Origin of the sequence: Cobetia sp. cqz5-12 (assembly GCF_016495405.1) — a bacterium.
In the GTDB taxonomy this organism is placed as follows: Bacteria; Pseudomonadota; Gammaproteobacteria; order Pseudomonadales; family Halomonadaceae; genus Cobetia.
Map to the genome: position 1 here is coordinate 457882 of NZ_CP044522.1, position 16486 is coordinate 474367.

The window sequence follows — 16486 nt, forward strand, 5'->3', positions numbered from 1 at the left end:
CAACACGAAAACGCGTGTTGCCCGGAGAGGTCTGGAACGCGAAACGGCGTCGGCTTGCCGACGCCGTTTTCACGGGCGATATCACAAGGGAGAGCATGATGACCGCGACCGAACAACTCGAGCTGGTCAGCGCCAACAAGGTGCATGGCGGCTGGCTCAAGCGTTACCGTCACCGCAGCGGCAGCCTGGATTGCGACATGGTGTTCGCCATCTATCTGCCGCCGCAGGCCGAACAGGGCCCGGTGCCGATGCTGTGGTGGCTGTCGGGGCTGACCTGCACCGACGAGAACTTCATGCAGAAGGCCGGCGCGCAGAAGAAGGCGGCGGAGCTGGGCATCGCCCTGATCTGTCCGGATACCAGCCCGCGTGGCGTGGACCTGCCCGGCGAAGACGACAGCTACGACTTCGGCAGCGGTGCCGGCTTCTACGTCAATGCCACCCGCGAGCCGTGGGCGCGCCATTACCGCATGTACGACTACGTCGCCGAGGAGCTGCCGGCGCTCGTCAAGCGTCACTTCCCGGTGGATGGCGAACGCGAGTCCATCTCCGGTCACTCCATGGGCGGCCACGGCGCGCTGATCTGCGCGCTGAAGAATCCGGGCCGCTATCGCTCGGTCTCGGCCTTCGCGCCGATCGTCAATCCGATGGCCTGCCCGTGGGGCGAGAAGGCCTTCAGCGGCTATCTCGGGGATGACCGCACCCAGTGGGCGCAGTGGGATACCTGCGAGCTGGTCAAGCAGGCGAGCCACAGCGGCGCCGCGCGTCAGGAGCTGTTCGTCGAGCAGGGCGAGAATGATCAATTCCTCGAGGAGCAGCTCAAGCCGGAGCGCCTGGAGGCGGTCTGCGCCGAGCTGGATCATCCGCTTGTCCTGCGCCGTCAACCCGGCTACGACCACAGCTACTTCTTCATGGCCAGCTTCATCGATGAGCATTTGACCTACCACGCGAAACACCTTCTTTGAGGTGTGAGTGTGGTCGCCGGTAGAAATGAAAAAGCATTCAAAGCACCTGCTTTGAGGTGTGAAAGTGCCCATCGCAGCTGATCGCTCGCCGAGCAGAGACACTGCGTGAAAGACAGAAACGACAGTCCCGCTATCGATTGATGGATAGCGGGACTGTCGTTTTTTCGTCATGAGAAGCGGTGTCTTTCAGAACCTTCAGGCATGAAAGCCCGTTTTGGTGGCGTTTGCTTATGCTGCGTTAGTGGCAGCTAACTCAGGCGTTATTCTGTGCCGTACGGCAACGATGATTTGCTGCACAGCGGCGATAAAGTCACTGCGCCATGCAGGCGCGATGGTTTACTGTCGAGAGGTGGACAACGCACGACGTCCAGGCAGTGAAACACGACATCCCTGACGCTATCGGAATTGCAGAGGTCGCTTATTGACCTTCCCCTGATGGGGCCGATCGCCGATGTCGTCGCTGCTGGAGCCGACCTCCAAGGTTCGCTCCCTGCTGAGACCCAATAACGATAATACTGCGGACCCCCGCCGGCCTCATCAGGCCACGGGAGAGGGCGCCACGAGCCCCCGGTCTGCCACTCAAGCAGATATAGAGAAGGACTCCCCTCATGGCATTGACCAGTGGCCGTTTCGCCCGCCCGTACGAAGCTCACTCATCCGCTGCAGGAATGGCCGGCGAGACGCGTCAGCCGCAGACCATCGGCTTCCTGCTGCTCGACAGCTTCACGCTCATCTCGCTGGCCTCGGCGGTGGAACCGCTGCGCATGGCCAATCAGCTGGCCGGACGCGAGCTGTACCGCTGGTATACCGTGGCGCTGGAAGGCGCCCCCGTGCGCGCCAGCGATGGCCTGCAGGTCACGCCCGATACCTCCACCGAGGCCTGCCCGCCGCTGGATATCGTCATCGTGTGCGGTGGCGTCGGTATCCAGCGCTCCGTGCATCGCCCGCATGTCAGCTGGCTGCAGGCGCAGGCACGTGCCGGCCGCAAGCTGGGTGCCGTCTGCACCGGCAGCTGGGCGCTGGCCCAGGCGGGGCTGCTCGAAGGCCATGAGACCAGCATCCACTGGGAGTGTCTGGCCGCGATGCAGGAAGCCTTCCCGCGCGTGCCGCTGACCACGCGACTGTTCTCCATCGATCAGGACCGCGCCACGGCCTCCGGCGGTACTGCGCCGATGGACATGATGCTGACCATGATCGGTCGCGAGCATGGCCGCGAGCTGGCGGCGGGCATCTCCGAGATGTTCATCTGCGACCGGGTGCGTGGCGAGCAGGACCAGCAGCGCGTGCCGCTCAAGCATGTACTGGGCACCACCCAGCCGAAGCTTCTGGAAATCGTCGCGCTGATGGAGGCCAATCTGGAAGAGCCCATCGGCCTGGACGAGCTGGCGCACTATGTCGATGTCTCGCGCCGTCAGCTGGAGCGTCTGTTCCAGCGCTATCTGCACTGCTCGCCGTCGCGCTACTACCTCAAGCTGCGCCTGACCCGCGCGCGTCAGCTGCTCAAGCAGACGGCGTTGTCGATCATCGAGGTGGCCTCGGCCTGTGGCTTCGTGTCCACGCCGCACTTCTCCAAGTGCTACCGCGAGTACTTCGGCATGCCACCGCGTGACGAGCGCATCGGTGGCGAGCGCAGTGTCAGCGTGCTGGAGGTACCGTGTCGCGCCGATGGCGACCATCAGCTGACCGGTGTCGCCAGTCTGGAAGGGCTGCTGCACCAGTCGATCGGCCAGAGCATGGGCGGCAATGCGCCTCTGCAACCGGCCAGCGAGTCCCCCGTCTCCTCGGCGATTCTGGCACTGGCCAATGCGCGCGGTGAGCCGACCTACGCCAGCGTGCGTCTGCAGGGCTGACGCCTGCCGGCTGACCAGCCTCCCGCAATGTCCAACGCCTCTGCCTCTGTAGCAGGGGCGTTGTCGTTTTCACAGGAGCCACCGGCACGCTCTGGTACACTCGAAGGCACCAATAAGCAGTAGCTGACATGACAATGGCTCGGCGGCGGAATGACGCGCCACGATAGGGGACGGCAAGGGATGGCACGAGGACAGCAACGCAGGCAGGAAGGCACGGAGCGTGTGGCGGGTGTGCGGCGCGGGGCGACACGCCGCCCGGTGCCGCGTGCCGGCATGCGCCCGATGGAGCGTCTGCGCTGGCTGGCGGTGTGGGCATTCAAGGTCGTCGCCTGCTGGATGGTGGCCTGCATCGGCCTGGTGGTATTGCTGCGCTTCGTGCCGCTGCCGGTGTCGATGGTGATGCTGGAGAAGTGGGGCTATGGCCTGGTCACCGGCGAGCCGATGGCGCTGCAGCATGACTGGGTGCCGATGGAACAGATTTCCAACAATGCCCGTCTGGCGGTGATCGCCTCGGAAGACCAGAAGTTTCCCGATCACTACGGCTTCGATGTCGATCAGATCGTCAAGGCCATCGATGCGCGGCTGGCCGGTGAACGTCTACGCGGCGCCAGTACCATCAGTCAGCAGACCGCCAAGAATGTCTTCCTGTGGAATGGGCGCAGCTGGGTGCGCAAGGGGCTGGAGGTCTGGTTCACTATCCTGATCGAGGTGATCTGGCCCAAGGAGCGCATTCTCGAGGTCTACCTGAATGTCGCCGAATGGGGGCCGGGGGTCTTCGGTGTCGAGGCCGCGGCCGAGCATCACTTCAATACCGATGCCGCCAGCCTGTCCGCCTACCAGGCCAGCCTGCTGGCGGCGGTATTGCCCAACCCGATCCGCTTCAATGCCGGCAAGCCCTCGGCCTATATCCAGCGGCGTGCCAGCTGGACGCGCCGCCAGATGAACAATCTCGGCATGGGCTATCTCAAGCGCCTGGAACAGCCGCGTGGCTGGTTGAGCTGGGACCTGCTGCCTTCGCTGAAGGAGCTGTCCCCCGCGCATTGAGCGGCGTGACGCTACACCCTCGGCTGTCCCACGACGCCCCGGCTCTCTCGAGTCGGGGCGTCGTCGTTTCAGAAACGACAGCCCTGACGCGATTCGATAGCCACGGGTCGCATCTGGCGTCAGAGGGGAAAGAGGGCAGGACTATGCTGGCACAGCCTGCAGGAGATCGTGTTCCGGCAGGCCCTGTCCGCCGGGTACGGGCAGTGACCTGACTTCCAGAGCCGCCTGCCCAGCGCCGGAGCGACATGATGTCCGAATTCTCCTCCTCCTTCGGTGGGTCCGATGCGGCCCGCGCCCTGCACGATGACAGCATCGTCATCGATGGTCTGGTGATCGCCAAGTGGCAGCGCGAGCTGTTCGAGGACATGCGCAAGGGCGGTCTGACCGCGGCCAACTGCACCGTCTCGGTGTGGGAAGGCTTCCAGGCGACCGTCAACAACATCGTCAAGAGCAACCAGCTGATCGCCAAGAGCAGTGATCTGGTCTGCGTGGCGCGCACCGCCGCCGACATCCGCGCCGCCAAGGCCGCCGGCAAGACCGGCATCATCTACGGCTTCCAGAATGCCAACGCCTATGAAGACCAGATCGGCTATGTCGATGTCTTCAAGCAGCTCGGCGTGGGTATCGTTCAGATGTGCTACAACACCCAGAATCTGGTCGGCACCGGTTGCTATGAGCGCGATGGCGGTCTGTCGGGCTTCGGGCGCGAGATGGTCGCCGAGATGAACCGCGTCGGCGTGATGTGTGATCTCTCCCACGTCGGCTCGAAGACCTCCGAGGAAGTCATTCTCGAATCCAAGGTGCCTGTCTGCTATTCCCACTGCGCGCCGGCCGGTCTCAAGGACCACCCGCGCAACAAGTCCGATGCCGAGCTGCGCTTCATCGCCGAACACGGCGGCTTCGTCGGCGTCACCATGTTCACCCCCTTCCTCAAGGCCGGCGTCAACGCCACCGTCGACGACTACGTCGAGGCCATCGAATACGTGATGAATCTGGTCGGCGAGGATGCCATCGGCATCGGTACCGACTTCACCCAGGGTCACGGGCAGGACTTCTTCGAGTGGCTGACCCACGACAAGGGTTACGCCCGTCGTCTCACCAACTTCGGCAAGATCGTCAATCCGGAAGGCATCCGCACCATCGGCGAGTTCCCCAATCTGACCGAGGCGCTGCTGCGTCGCGGCATGAGCGAGCATCAGGTGCGCAAGATCATGGGTGAGAACTGGCTGCGCACGCTGGAAAACGTCTGGGGCGGCTGAGTCTGTCTGTCCGTGCCTTTTCTTGATCTCTCTTTCCCGATCTCTTTCTTGAACTCTCTTTTACATCTCCCTTAAGCCCCCTTTCGAGGATACCGACATGAGCAAGATGGCCCCTGAACTGCCGATCGAAGTGGATAGCGAGACAGGCATCTGGACCTCCGACGCCCTGCCGATGCTGTACGTGCCGCGTCACTTCTTCATCAACAACCACGTCGCGGTGGAAGAGGCGCTGGGCGTGGAGAAGTATGCCGAGATTCTCTACCACGCCGGCTACAAGAGCGCCTGGCACTGGTGCGAGAAGGAAGCCGAGCTGCACGGCCTGGTCGGGGTGGAGGTCTTCGAGCATTACATGAAGCGTCTGTCACAGCGCGGCTGGGGCCTGTTCATCACCGAGGAGATCGATCTGGAGCGCGGCACCTGCAAGGTGCGCCTGGAACACTCCTGCTTCGTCTATCAGCAGGGCAAGACCGGCACAAAGCTTGAGTACATGTTCACCGGCTGGTTCGCAGGCGCGATGGACCAGATTCTGGCCGCGCGTGGCAGCGAGCTGCGCACCGTCGCCGCCCAGACCCAGAGCGGTGGTGAGGAAGGCTGTGACGTGGGGTATTTCGAGGTCGCTCCCGGAACAGTGTGACGTTTTCGGATCCGCCACTCTCTATTCCATGGCTCGGGTCAAGGCCGAGGCCCAGACTTGGCACAGGCAACAGCACAAGCCGGCTGCCCGATCATCTCTCTGTCACGACACTCACCACACGACACTCATCACCCACAACAACGACAACGCAACGCCTGAGCGCCGCCTTTCCTGACATGCAAGACGCCTGACGCCAACCCCACCGCCACGACTCGTGGCGGCGGGCAGGCCAGGCCAGCGTGACAAGGCGGTGCTCTCCCCGGCGAGGAGCTCTCACCATGGCATTCGACGCACTCTTCCAGCCGATCGAGATCGGCAAGCTGACCATCCGCAACCGCGTCGTCAGTACCGCCCATGCCGAGGTGTATGCCACCGATGGCGGCATGACCACCGAGCGCTACGTGCGCTACTACGAAGAGAAGGCCAAGGGCGGGTGTGGCCTGTGCATCTGTGGTGGCTCCTCGGTGGTCTCCATCGACAGCCCGCAGGGCTGGTGGAGCTCCGTCAATCTGTCGACTGATCGCATCATTCCGCATTTCCAGAATCTGGCCGATGCCGTGCACAAGCATGGCGGCAAGATCATGATCCAGATTACCCACATGGGCCGTCGCTCGCGTTGGGACGGCTTCGACTGGACCTCGCTGATGTCGCCGTCCGGCATCCGCGAGCCGGTGCACCGCTCTACCTGCAAGACCATCGAGGTGGAAGAGATCCAGCGCATCATCGCCGACTTCGCCCAGGCGGCGCGGCGTGCCAAGGAAGGCGGCCTGGACGGCGTCGAGCTGTCCGCCGTGCACCAGCACCTGATCGACCAGTTCTGGAGCCCGCGCGTCAACAAGCGCACCGACGAATGGGGTGGCAGCTTCGAGGGCCGCATGAAGTTCGGTATCGAGGTGCTCAAGGCAGTGCGCGCCGAGGTCGGCGACGACTTCGTGGTCGGCATGCGCATCTGTGGTGATGAATTCCATCCCGATGGCCTGTCCCACGACGACATGAAGCAGATCGCGGCCTATTACGATGCCACCGGTCTGCTCGACTTCTTCGGCGTGATCGGCTCCGGCTGTGATACCCACAACAGCCTCGCCAACGTCATTCCCAACATGTCCTACCCGCCGGAACCCTTCCTGCACCTGGCCTCCGGCATCAAGGAAGTCGTCAAGATTCCGGTGATCCACGCCCAGAACATCAAGGACCCCAACCAGGCCGAGCGCATCCTGGAAGGCGGCTATGTCGACATGGTCGGCATGACCCGCGCCCACATCGCCGACCCGCACATCATCGCCAAGATCAAGATGGGCCAGCTCGATCAGATCAAGCAGTGCGTCGGTGCCAACTACTGCATCGACCGTCAGTACCAGGGCCTGGACGTGCTGTGCATCCAGAATGCCGCCACCTCGCGCGAATACATGGGCCTGCCGCATCAGATCGAGAAGACCAGCGGCCCGGTGCGCAAGGTCGTCATCGTCGGCGGTGGTCCGGCCGGCATGGAGGCAGCCCGCGTGTGTGCCGAACGCGGCCACGACGTGACGCTGTTCGAGGCCCGTGACGAGCTGGGCGGCCAGATCACCATAGCGGCCAAGGCGCCGCAGCGTGATCAGATCGCCGGCATCACGCGCTGGTATCAGCTGGAACTGGCGCGCCTGAAGGTCGACCTGCGCCTGGGCACGCGGGCCGATGAGGCCACCATCCGTGACCTACGCGGCGATGTGGTGATCCTTGCGGTGGGCGGTCGTCCGTTCATGGACCAGTTCGCGTCCTGGGGCTATGACGAAGACCCGGCCAAGAGCCTGATCGTCTCTTCCTGGGACGTGCTGGACGGGCGCGTCGCGCCGGGCAGCAACGTGCTGATCTACGACAGCATCTGTGAGTTCTCCGGGGTCTCGGTGGCTGACTATCTGGCCGACAAGGGCGCCAGGGTCGAGATCGTCACCGACGACATCAAGCCCGGTGCGGCGGTCGGCGGTACCACCTTCCCGACCTATTACCGCAGCCTGTATGCCAAGGAAGTCGTGATGACCTCCGACATGGTGCTGCATGAGGTCTACCGCGAGGGCGAGGGGCTGGTGGCGGTGCTGGAGAACGAGTACACCGGCACGCTCGAAGAGCGCGTCGTCGATCAGATCGTGGTCGAGAACGGCGTGCGCCCGGATGAAGCGCTCTACTACGCCTTCAAGGACGGCTCGCTCAACAAGGGCCAGATCGACGTCGAGTCGCTCTACGCCATCAAGCCGCAGCCGTGCCTTAGCCAGGCCACTGACGGTGACGACTACCTGCTGTTCCGTCTCGGCGACTGCAACGCTCCGCGCAACACCCACGCCGCCATCTACGACGCCCTGCGCCTGTGCAAGGATTTTTGATCGCGTCGTCTGACACGTAGGTGGGAGGTTTGACCATGAATGAAACAGTCTTGAGCGAAACCGTCTTGTCGGTGTTGATCTTCGCCGCCTTGGCGCTGGCCGTCGTCGGTGCGGTCAAGCGCATCGGCCTGTGGCGCCAGGGGCGGGCGGATGCCACGTCCATGAGAGTGGGAGAGCTGATCACGAGTCTTGCCAAGGTGCCGCGCCGCTACGGGGTGGACCTGCACCACGTGGTCGCGCGGGACCGCTACATGGCCAATACCCACGTCGCCACTGGCGGTGGCTTCGTGGCTGCGGCGCTGCTGATGGTGGTGGTATACGGCTTCGGCTTCGACTCTGCCTGGCTGGGTGTCTTGTTGCTGCTGGCCAGTGGCACGATGTTCGCTGGCGCGCTGTTCGTGCGTCGTCGTCGTCTCGATCCGCCGGCGCGCCTGTCGCGTGGCCCGTGGATGCGCCTGCCCAAAAGCCTGCTGGTGTTCTCCGCCAGCCTGTTCGTGATGAGTCTGTCACTGGTGCTGCCGGAAGGCGTCGGCGGCATGATCTCCGGCGGTATTCTCGGGCTGGTGCTGGTGGCGGGCATCGCCTGGGGTCTTCTCGAGATGATCGTCGGCATGACCGGCGGTGGCTCGCGCATCACCGGACCGATGAAGCATGCCTTCGCCGGTGCGCTGCATCTGGCCTTCCATCGGCGTCCGGCACGTTTCAGCACCCGTGACAGCGCGGGCATCCGCGACAGCGCGCTGCTGCCGCTAGATCTTTCCAATCCCGAGGCACCGCTAGGCGTTGGCAAGCCTGCCGACTTCAACTGGCGTCAGCTGCTGGGCTTCGATGCCTGCGTGCAGTGCGGGCGCTGTGAAGCGGTGTGTCCGGCGTTCGCGGCCGGTCAGCCGCTCAATCCCAAGAAGCTGATCCAGGACATGGTGGTGGGCATGGCCGGTGGCAGCGATGCCGCCTACGCCGGTTCGCCCTATCCGGGCGACGAGCCGAAGCGTGCTGTCGGTCAGCATGGCGGCGGCCCGCAGCAGGCCATCGTCGGGGCATCGCCATATGCTCGGCCGGCAGGTCATGCAGCGTCATCCGGGCCGATCCAGATCAAGGCGTCACCGGGTGCAGCGGGCAAGCCGACAGACGCCGACAAGCTGATCCACGAATTCAAGGTACTGGTCGAGCCGGAAACCCTGTGGGCCTGCACCACCTGTCGCGCCTGCGTCGAGGAGTGCCCGATGATGATCGAGCACGTCGATGCCATCGTCGACATGCGCCGTCACATGACGCTGGAGCAGGGCGCGACACCGGGCAAGGGCGTCGAGGTGCTCGACAATCTGATCGCCACCGACAATCCGGGCGGTTTCGCGCTCGAGGCACGTCTGCATTGGGCGGCGGACCTGAACCTGCCGCGCATCGCCGAGGTGCAGGCCGCTCGGGAAGCGGCGCGTGATCCGCGTCCGGTGGAAGCACTTCTTTGGCTGGGCGATGGCGCCTTCGACATGCGCAACCAGCGCACGCTGCGCGCCTTCGTGCAGGTGCTGCGCGCGGCCAGGGTCGACTTCGCCATTCTGGGAGTGGAAGAACGTGACAGCGGTGATGTGGCGCGTCGCCTGGGTGACGAGGCGACCTTCCAGTCGCTGGCCACACGCAATATCGCCACCCTGGCGAAGTACCGCTTCGCGCGCATCATCACCTGTGATCCTCACAGCTTCCATGTGCTGGGGCGTGAATATGCCGCCTTCGGTGGCGACTACCTCGTCAATCACCACACCAGCTACATGAACGAGCTGCTGGCGGCGGGACGTCTGAGTCTGGATGCCAGCAAGCTTGCCACGCTCGGTTCGGTCACCTGGCACGACCCCTGCTATCTGGGCCGCTACAACGGGGAATTCGAGGCGCCGCGCACCTTGCTGGCGGCGCTGGGTCTTGAAGTGCGCGAGATGCAGCGCTCCGGCTTCCGCTCACGCTGCTGTGGCGGCGGCGGTGGCGCGCCGGTGACGGACATTCCCGGCAAGCAGCGTATCCCCGACATGCGCATGGGCGACGTGCGCGAGACCGGCGCCGAGGTAGTGGCGGTCGGCTGCCCGCAGTGCACCGCGATGCTGGAAGGCGTGGTGGCACCGGCCGGTGAAGCCGAACCCCAGGTGCTGGATCTGGCGGAACTGATGGCGCGCGCGCTGGTAGCGGATGCATCCACGCAAGGCTTGTCCACTCAGGGCTTGGCGGCGTCGACCACGCAGCCCACTGACGCGGAGGTGACGGCATGACGATTTCCCCGGATCTACACGCATCAGAGCAGCCACAAGCAACCGAGCATCCACACCCATCAGAGCGCGAGCCACTGCCACGCCGTGACCCGCGCCTGGAGCAGCAGGCACGCAATCGCCTGCACCCGCAGCACCTCATCGCGCTGCAGGCGCTGGGCCGTGGCGCGGCAGCCCCTCAGGAACGCTGGATGGGCCCGAAGGGCGTGATGCGTCGCAATCCTCACGTCGGCCATTTCATCGCCGCCAATGGTCGCAAACGCATCGACCGCAGTGGCCGCTCCGGGCCTGCCGCGGCGGGGGCGGGCAACGCCGCCGTCATGACCAAGGCGCGCGTGCTGCCGCTGGTCGAGATCGCATCACCCGCCTTCCTGATCGCGGTGGTACCGGACATGACCGGTGGGCGGCTCTCTAGCCATGACCGCGATGTGCTGGGGCTGGCGCGTCAGATCGCCGATGCTGACCCCGCCCATCAGGGCGCGGTGCTGGCCGTCACCTTCGGCACGCTGCGTGAGGAGGGTGACGCCGCCGACAGTGTCGGACTCGGCGCGGCGGGCGCCGATCGCTGGCTGCACTTTGCCGATATTCTCCACGATGGCTACGCGCCGCTGGCCCAGCTGGCGGAGCTTGAGGCCATCGATGGCAAGCTGACTCCACGGCTGTGGTTGCTGCCGGAATCCCGCACTGGTGGTGGTGAACGCGGCCGGCGGCTCGGTGCGCGCCTGCTGTGCCAGGGCGATGCGCTGGCGCGGCCCAGCGGCAACGCCTATCAACTCGACGGCGAGCTTGCCGCCATCGGGCGTGGCGAGCTTGCCGAGGTGAACGTCACCGGGCGCAGCGGCAATGGTCAGCAGGACCTGACCCGCGCGCTGACCCGTATCGTGCTGTGCGAAGCGGAATGCGCCGAGCCGGTGGAAGATGTGCGCCACGCCGCGCTGCCGCTTGATTGGGAGGCGGCCAGTACCGCGCGCGCCGTGCCAGACGTGATCGAAGATCTTGGCCCGGTGGCCGTCGATCCCTCCGCAATCGCGCTGGGCGAGGCCGAATTCATTCTCTCGGCGGGCAACGGCATTCGCGACTGGGATGGCTTCCACCGTGCCGCCAGCCTGCTGGGGGCCACCGAAGGCGCCTCACGGGTGGCGGTGGATGACGGCTTCATGCCGCGTGCCCGCCAGGTCGGCGCCACCGGTACCTGGGTAACGGCGCGGGTCTATGTCGCGGTGGGAATCTCGGGGGCCATCCAGCATCTGCAGGGCATCCAGCGCTGCGACAAGGTGGTGGCCATCAACACCGATGGTGGCTGTGACATGGTCAAGCGTGCCGATCTTTCGGTGATCGGTGACGCCGGGGCGATTCTCGCCAGTCTCTGTCAGCAGCTCGAGGCCGAACGCAGTGCCGGCGGTGATGCCTCCCAGGCGGCAGGTGCTGCCTCGGTGGCGGGGCAGTCGTCTACCGTGTCCGCTACGTCATCCGCCACGCTTGCCGCCGACGCGGCCTGAACTCGCGCCTGCGACAGGGGAAAGGAGAAGAACATGAAGGCAGAACGTTCGTCCGTTGCGCAGCAGGCCTCGGCGCCGCTTGAGGTCGTGAGCCTGGTATCGCTGGGGCAGCATCCCGTCTCGGGGCGTCTGCGGCGCGCCGAGCAGGACGCCCGCGCGCTGGAGCTGTGCCTGGCGCTGGAGCGCCAGTCTGCGCCCGGTGCCGTCAGCCTCAGTGCCTGGCATGCCAGTGGCAGCGATTTCATCCCCGGTAGCGAGCAGGACCAGGCGCTGCGCGGCTATCTGGGCATGGGGCTGGAGGCGTTGACGCTGGTGACGCCCAACACCCTTGAAACTATCGATTCACAGGCGGCTGCCATTGATCAACCGGTCATCGATGTCTGGCCGCTGCTGGTGGCGCGCCTCAAGCAGGTGGCACCGCAGCTGGTGGTGTGCGGTGGTCAGAGCGAGACGGGAGAAGGCAGTGGACTGTTGCCGCACCTGCTGGCGGAGAGCCTTGGCTGGCCGCTGGTGGAGGGCATCGTCGCGATCGAAAGCTGTGATGGCGAGCAGCTGACTGCTCTGCAGGCATTGCCGCGTGGCCAGCGACGGCGGTTGCGCGTGACGCTGCCGGCGCTTGTCAGCGTCGATTCCGCCGCACCGGCGGCGCGTCAATCGGCCTTTGGTCAGGCGCGACGTGGCGAGCTAGCCGCGGTGGCCAGCGGTGAGCTTGCCCATGACGTGCTGGCGGAGGCCTTCAGCGTGGCGCCAGCTCGCAAGCGACCCAAGCGCTTGAAGCGTATCAAGGCGACCAGCGCGCGTGATCGTTTCAAGGCCGCGGCCGCCAAGGCCGAAGGAGGTGGTGGCAAGCGTCTGGAAGGCGTGAGCGCCGAGGAAGGCGCGGCGGAAATCCTCAAGCTGCTGCGTGAGGAAGGCGTGCTGCGCTGAAGTCGCGCAGACGGTAAAAAGCCCCTGTCAGCACGCTGGCAGGGGCTTTTTCATACCTCACAGAAGGTCGCTCCTCACAGAAGATCGCTCTTACAGAGGATCACTCCTCCCACTGCCAGTCCTCATCGCTCAAGGGCTCGGGCGAGGTGTGCTCGTCGGTTCCCTGGGGAGCCTTGCGCGCTGCCTGACTAGCTTCGCGCTGGCGCATCGGCATGTTGTCGATCACCTGATAGATCTGGTCGGGGGAGACGAAGCCTTCCTGCTGCATCTTCTTGCCGCCGTCCTTGCCCATCAGGATGACGGTGAAGGGCGCACCCTCGCGCAGTTGCATGGCATCACGCAGGGCACGCACCTCCTCGAAGCTCATCGGCACGCCATCGTGAATGCCGCGCGTGCCCATCAGCGTATAGAGCGTCATGTCGCGTTGCTGCATCTCGCCACGCGTGGCGCGCAGTTCCTCGCGCTGGCGCTCGAGATCCCGGTCCTGCTCATCCGGCGCGATCAGCACCAGCGAGCGTCGGTTCCAGGTCTCGCCCAGCAACGGATTGGCGGCGGGGTCGACATTGGCGGCGGTCATGGTGGTCTCCGCGGTGTCCGGTGAGGTCGGTGGCGGTGGCGCGCCAGTGGATGTCTCGGCGGGCGCGTTTAGGTCGGCGTCCGAATCCAGCAGGCTGATGGCATGCACCGGCGAGCTCAGCATCAGGGCCGGCAGCAGGGCCAGAAGCATGAGGCTCATCAGGCCCGGCGTCAGCCTGCGGTGCGAGAGCCGTCGAGGCGGCGCGGGCGGTATCTGTGTGGACAGTACCTGCGAGGACAATCTCTGCGCGGACGGTATGTGCGTGGACATGGCAGTCCTCCGGCGGCGAATGATATGAGCTGGGATGGCCAGCCTGGCGGCAGAAGCAGATTGCACAGTAGAATGGCACACCCCGAATGACAGACTCTCCTTCAAGACTAAGACAGTCGTCGGGAGTTTGCTGCCCGTCGGCGCGCGATTTATGTGGTACTTCACGATATGCCGCCCTCATTCAGCCTGTGAGAAGGCTAGTGGCGACATATCGATAGCGGCGGCAACAGGTGGCGTGGCTCTCTGTAAAGCGCGTGCAGACTTTACGCGGCATGCTGCAGATATTTCCACAATCGTGGCGCAAGCTGTATGCGCGTCCAGCCGTCATGACGCCCGCCATGCGTGGCTCCACGGCTTTTACGTTGCTGATCTGCGACTCATGTAACTCTGGCGATACAGAATGTTTTCAAAGAGTTGCATGAAAAAATGAACATCCTGTCGTCAGGCCCGTCTGAGTTAGGGCAAACACTTATTGATCACTGCTGGAGGCTGCAATGAAACGGATGACTGCATACATGACGGCTGCCCTGATTTCCGCGGGCATGATGTCGGCACCGGCGTTCGCTGCTGACGCACCGGCCCAGGGTCAGTCTACTGCCCAGGCGGCACAGGCTCAGGCTGGCGATTTCACTGATGCTCAGCTGGAACAGTTCGCTGCGGCCTCTCAGGATATCGCACGCATCTCTCAGGAATTCGCCGGCAAGCTGCAGAAAGCCGACGACGAGACTGCCAAGCAGAGCGTGCGTCAGGAAGCCAATGACGAGATGGTCAGCGCTGTCGAAGACTCCGGTCTGGAAGTCGCCACCTTCAACTCCATCGGTCAAGCGGTTCAGAACGACCCGGACCTGATGAAGAAGGTGCAGAAGCTGGCTCAGGAAAACTCCTGATCTCGCCTGGATGACGTTCGGGTCATCCAATGAAGACGCCGCCCCCGGTTACCGGGGGCGGCGTTTTTTTGTGTCCATGTCTTGCGGCCTGTCAGTCAGCACCGCCCTGGTCAGTAAAGCTTTGGTCAGTAAAGCCTTGGGTCACGCCGCATGTCAGGCACCGGCGACCGGACGAATGAGCATGTCCTGTGCCTTCTTTTCCTGCAACAGGCCACGGAACAGCGAATAGCACATCACCAGCAGTACCAGCGTGAACGGCAGACCCGTGGCGATGGCACCAGCTTGCAATGAGCCCAGTGCGGCGCTTCCCCCGCCATAGAGCAGGGCACCGGCGATCAGGCCTTCCATCGCCGCCCAGAAGACTCGCTGGCTGACCGGCGCGTCGATCTTGCCACCGGCGGTGATCGAGTCGATCACCATCGAGCCCGAGTCGGACGAGGTCACGAAGAACACCAGTACCAGCACGATGGCGATGAAGGATGCCACGCCGGACAGCGGCAGGTTGTCGAGCATCTGGAACATGGCCAGTGACACGGAGTCGATGCCATTGGCCAGTGCACCGACGCCATTGATGGCCTGTTCCAACGCCGTGCCGCCGAAGACGGACATCCACACGATGGTGACGAGTGTCGGCACCAGCAGCACGGCGGTGACGAATTCGCGCACCGTGCGGCCGCGCGAGACTCGCGCGATGAACATGCCGACGAACGGTGACCAGGAAATCCACCACGCCCAGTAGAAGACGGTCCAGCCGTGGAACCAGCTTTCATCGGGACGGCCGATCCAGTTGGACAGTGGCAGCAGATATTCCACATAGCTGAGGGTGGTGGTGCCCAGACCCATGAGAATGGCGAGAGTCGGCCCGAAGATGAGAATGAAGATGATCAGCACGGCGGCGATGATCATGTTGATGTTGGAGAGCAGCTTCACGCCGCCATCCAGACCACGACTGACCGAGTAGATGGCCACCAGCGTCACCAGGATGATGATCGCGATCTGGGTCGGCAGGCCATCGCCGACGCCGAACAGGTAGTCCAGTCCCGATGCCGCCTGAGCGGAGCCCAGCCCCAGCGACGTCGCCAGGCCGAAGATGGTCGCCAGCACGGCGAGGATATCGACGATATGCCCCATCCAGCCCCAGGTGCGCTCGCCGAGTATCGGGTAGAACGCCGAACGGATGGTCAGCGGCAGGCCCTTGTTGTAGGTAAAGAAAGCCAGCGACAGCCCGACCACGGCGTAGATGGCCCAAGGGTGCAGGCCCCAGTGATACATGGTGGCACCCAGCGCGGCGCGTGCCCCTTCCGGCGTTCCGGCCGGCGCGTTGAGTGGCGTGCCGTACCAGTCGGTGTAATAGGCCACCGGCTCGGCGACGCTCCAGAACATCAGGCCGATGCCCATGCCGGCGGCGAACAGCATCGCGAACCAGGAGCGTGTCGAGAACTCGGGGGTCGCCTTCTGGCCGCCCAGGCGCAGCTTGCCCACCGGATGCACGATCAGCAGCAGGCAGAACAGCACGAAGAGGTTGCCGGCCAGCATGAACAGCCAGTCACCATGCGCGATGGACCAGGCCTTGGCGCCGCCCAGGGCACTTTCCGCGCCCGCAGGGAAGACGATGGCAAACAGGATGAAGCTGACGATCAGCACGGCGCTGATCGCGAAGACGGGGTTGTGAACATCGAGACCCATGACCTGGACATTGTCCTGGCCGATCTCGTAGTCCGTGTCATACGGATTCGATGACATGTGGTGACCTCATGTTGTTATTGGTGTCGCCAGCCGGGCAGGGCAGTTGGCGTGAAGCGAGGTGTTGTCGTGGGTGTCTCCCGGGGGTGTGATGTGGGAAGGGTGGTGGAGTAGCAATCCACAGTGCGGTGACGAGTCTGACTGCGGGGCAGGTCGCCGCCGGACCTCGGTGATTGTGTGAGGGCTTGGCGAGGGCGAGTTAGCTGGATACGACGCCGACATGTG

General features: G+C 64.3%; 12 protein-coding genes. 10 read left to right on the plus strand and 2 right to left on the minus strand.

Annotated features, from left to right (window positions below):
• Positions 1-98 precede the first annotated feature (98 nt).
• The 9 genes from fghA to F8A90_RS02125 all read left to right on the plus strand — a co-directional run bounded on the left by fghA (position 99) and on the right by F8A90_RS02125 (position 12784).
• Positions 99-962 carry an S-formylglutathione hydrolase gene (gene fghA, locus F8A90_RS02085; RefSeq protein ID WP_200018695.1) on the plus strand — a complete coding sequence of 288 codons (864 nt, stop codon included), beginning with the start codon at positions 99-101 and terminating at the stop codon, positions 960-962.
• Between the two features lie 668 nt (positions 963-1630).
• A complete protein-coding gene (locus tag F8A90_RS02090; protein ID WP_166019905.1) occupies positions 1631-2812 on the plus strand; it encodes a GlxA family transcriptional regulator in 1182 nt (393 codons plus the stop codon).
• Positions 2813-3094: 282 nt separating this feature from the next.
• Positions 3095-3856, plus strand: a complete 762-nt coding sequence (gene mtgA / locus F8A90_RS02095; RefSeq protein WP_084589412.1) for a monofunctional biosynthetic peptidoglycan transglycosylase — start codon at positions 3095-3097, stop codon at positions 3854-3856.
• 248 nt (positions 3857-4104) lie between these two features.
• Positions 4105-5115 (plus strand): dipeptidase, encoded by a 1011-nt coding sequence (locus F8A90_RS02100; protein WP_200018697.1) that lies wholly within the window; start codon positions 4105-4107, stop codon positions 5113-5115.
• 97 nt (positions 5116-5212) lie between these two features.
• Positions 5213-5749, plus strand: coding sequence for a DUF5943 domain-containing protein (locus F8A90_RS02105; RefSeq protein ID WP_200018698.1), 537 nt, complete (start codon positions 5213-5215; stop codon positions 5747-5749).
• Positions 5750-6027: 278 nt separating this feature from the next.
• Positions 6028-8106 carry a dimethylglycine demethylation protein DgcA gene (dgcA, locus tag F8A90_RS02110; RefSeq protein WP_200018699.1) on the plus strand — a complete coding sequence of 693 codons (2079 nt, stop codon included), beginning with the start codon at positions 6028-6030 and terminating at the stop codon, positions 8104-8106.
• Positions 8107-8156: 50 nt separating this feature from the next.
• Positions 8157-10361, plus strand: a complete 2205-nt coding sequence (locus F8A90_RS02115) for a (Fe-S)-binding protein (protein WP_233593625.1) — start codon at positions 8157-8159, stop codon at positions 10359-10361.
• A complete protein-coding gene (locus tag F8A90_RS02120) occupies positions 10358-11857 on the plus strand; it encodes an electron transfer flavoprotein subunit alpha/FixB family protein (RefSeq protein WP_200018703.1) in 1500 nt (499 codons plus the stop codon). The genes F8A90_RS02115 and F8A90_RS02120 overlap by 4 nt, the downstream gene beginning before the upstream one ends.
• A 33-nt stretch (positions 11858-11890) precedes the next feature.
• The gene (locus tag F8A90_RS02125) at positions 11891-12784 is read left to right on the plus strand and encodes an electron transfer flavoprotein subunit beta (RefSeq protein WP_200018705.1); all 894 of its coding nucleotides are present in this window, start codon (positions 11891-11893) and stop codon (positions 12782-12784) included.
• Between the two features lie 100 nt (positions 12785-12884).
• Here the strand turns inward: F8A90_RS02125 and F8A90_RS02130 are convergent, their stop codons facing one another.
• Positions 12885-13520, minus strand: coding sequence for a DUF4174 domain-containing protein (locus tag F8A90_RS02130; protein WP_200018724.1), 636 nt, complete (start codon positions 13518-13520; stop codon positions 12885-12887).
• Between the two features lie 605 nt (positions 13521-14125).
• Here F8A90_RS02130 and F8A90_RS02135 point away from each other — a divergent pair.
• Complete coding sequence (locus F8A90_RS02135) at positions 14126-14518, plus strand: DUF4168 domain-containing protein (RefSeq protein ID WP_043333741.1); 393 nt, start codon at positions 14126-14128, stop codon at positions 14516-14518.
• Positions 14519-14671: 153 nt separating this feature from the next.
• On the opposite strand, the gene F8A90_RS02140 is transcribed toward F8A90_RS02135, so the two are convergent.
• Positions 14672-16261, minus strand: coding sequence for a BCCT family transporter (locus F8A90_RS02140; protein WP_200018726.1), 1590 nt, complete (start codon positions 16259-16261; stop codon positions 14672-14674).
• Positions 16262-16486 lie beyond the last annotated feature (225 nt).

Coding starts and splice junctions, on each gene's coding strand:
- F8A90_RS02130 (WP_200018724.1), bottom strand. CDS start 13,520: ATGAGCCTCATGCTTCTGGCCCTGCTGCCGGCCCTGATGCTGAGCTCG.
- F8A90_RS02125 (WP_200018705.1), top strand. CDS start 11,891: ATGAAGGCAGAACGTTCGTCCGTTGCGCAGCAGGCCTCGGCGCCGCTT.
- dgcA (WP_200018699.1), top strand. CDS start 6,028: ATGGCATTCGACGCACTCTTCCAGCCGATCGAGATCGGCAAGCTGACC.
- F8A90_RS02090 (WP_166019905.1), top strand. CDS start 1,631: ATGGCCGGCGAGACGCGTCAGCCGCAGACCATCGGCTTCCTGCTGCTC.
- F8A90_RS02105 (WP_200018698.1), top strand. CDS start 5,213: ATGAGCAAGATGGCCCCTGAACTGCCGATCGAAGTGGATAGCGAGACA.
- F8A90_RS02140 (WP_200018726.1), bottom strand. CDS start 16,261: ATGTCATCGAATCCGTATGACACGGACTACGAGATCGGCCAGGACAAT.
- fghA (WP_200018695.1), top strand. CDS start 99: ATGACCGCGACCGAACAACTCGAGCTGGTCAGCGCCAACAAGGTGCAT.
- mtgA (WP_084589412.1), top strand. CDS start 3,095: ATGGAGCGTCTGCGCTGGCTGGCGGTGTGGGCATTCAAGGTCGTCGCC.
- F8A90_RS02135 (WP_043333741.1), top strand. CDS start 14,126: ATGAAACGGATGACTGCATACATGACGGCTGCCCTGATTTCCGCGGGC.
- F8A90_RS02100 (WP_200018697.1), top strand. CDS start 4,105: ATGTCCGAATTCTCCTCCTCCTTCGGTGGGTCCGATGCGGCCCGCGCC.
- F8A90_RS02120 (WP_200018703.1), top strand. CDS start 10,358: ATGACGATTTCCCCGGATCTACACGCATCAGAGCAGCCACAAGCAACC.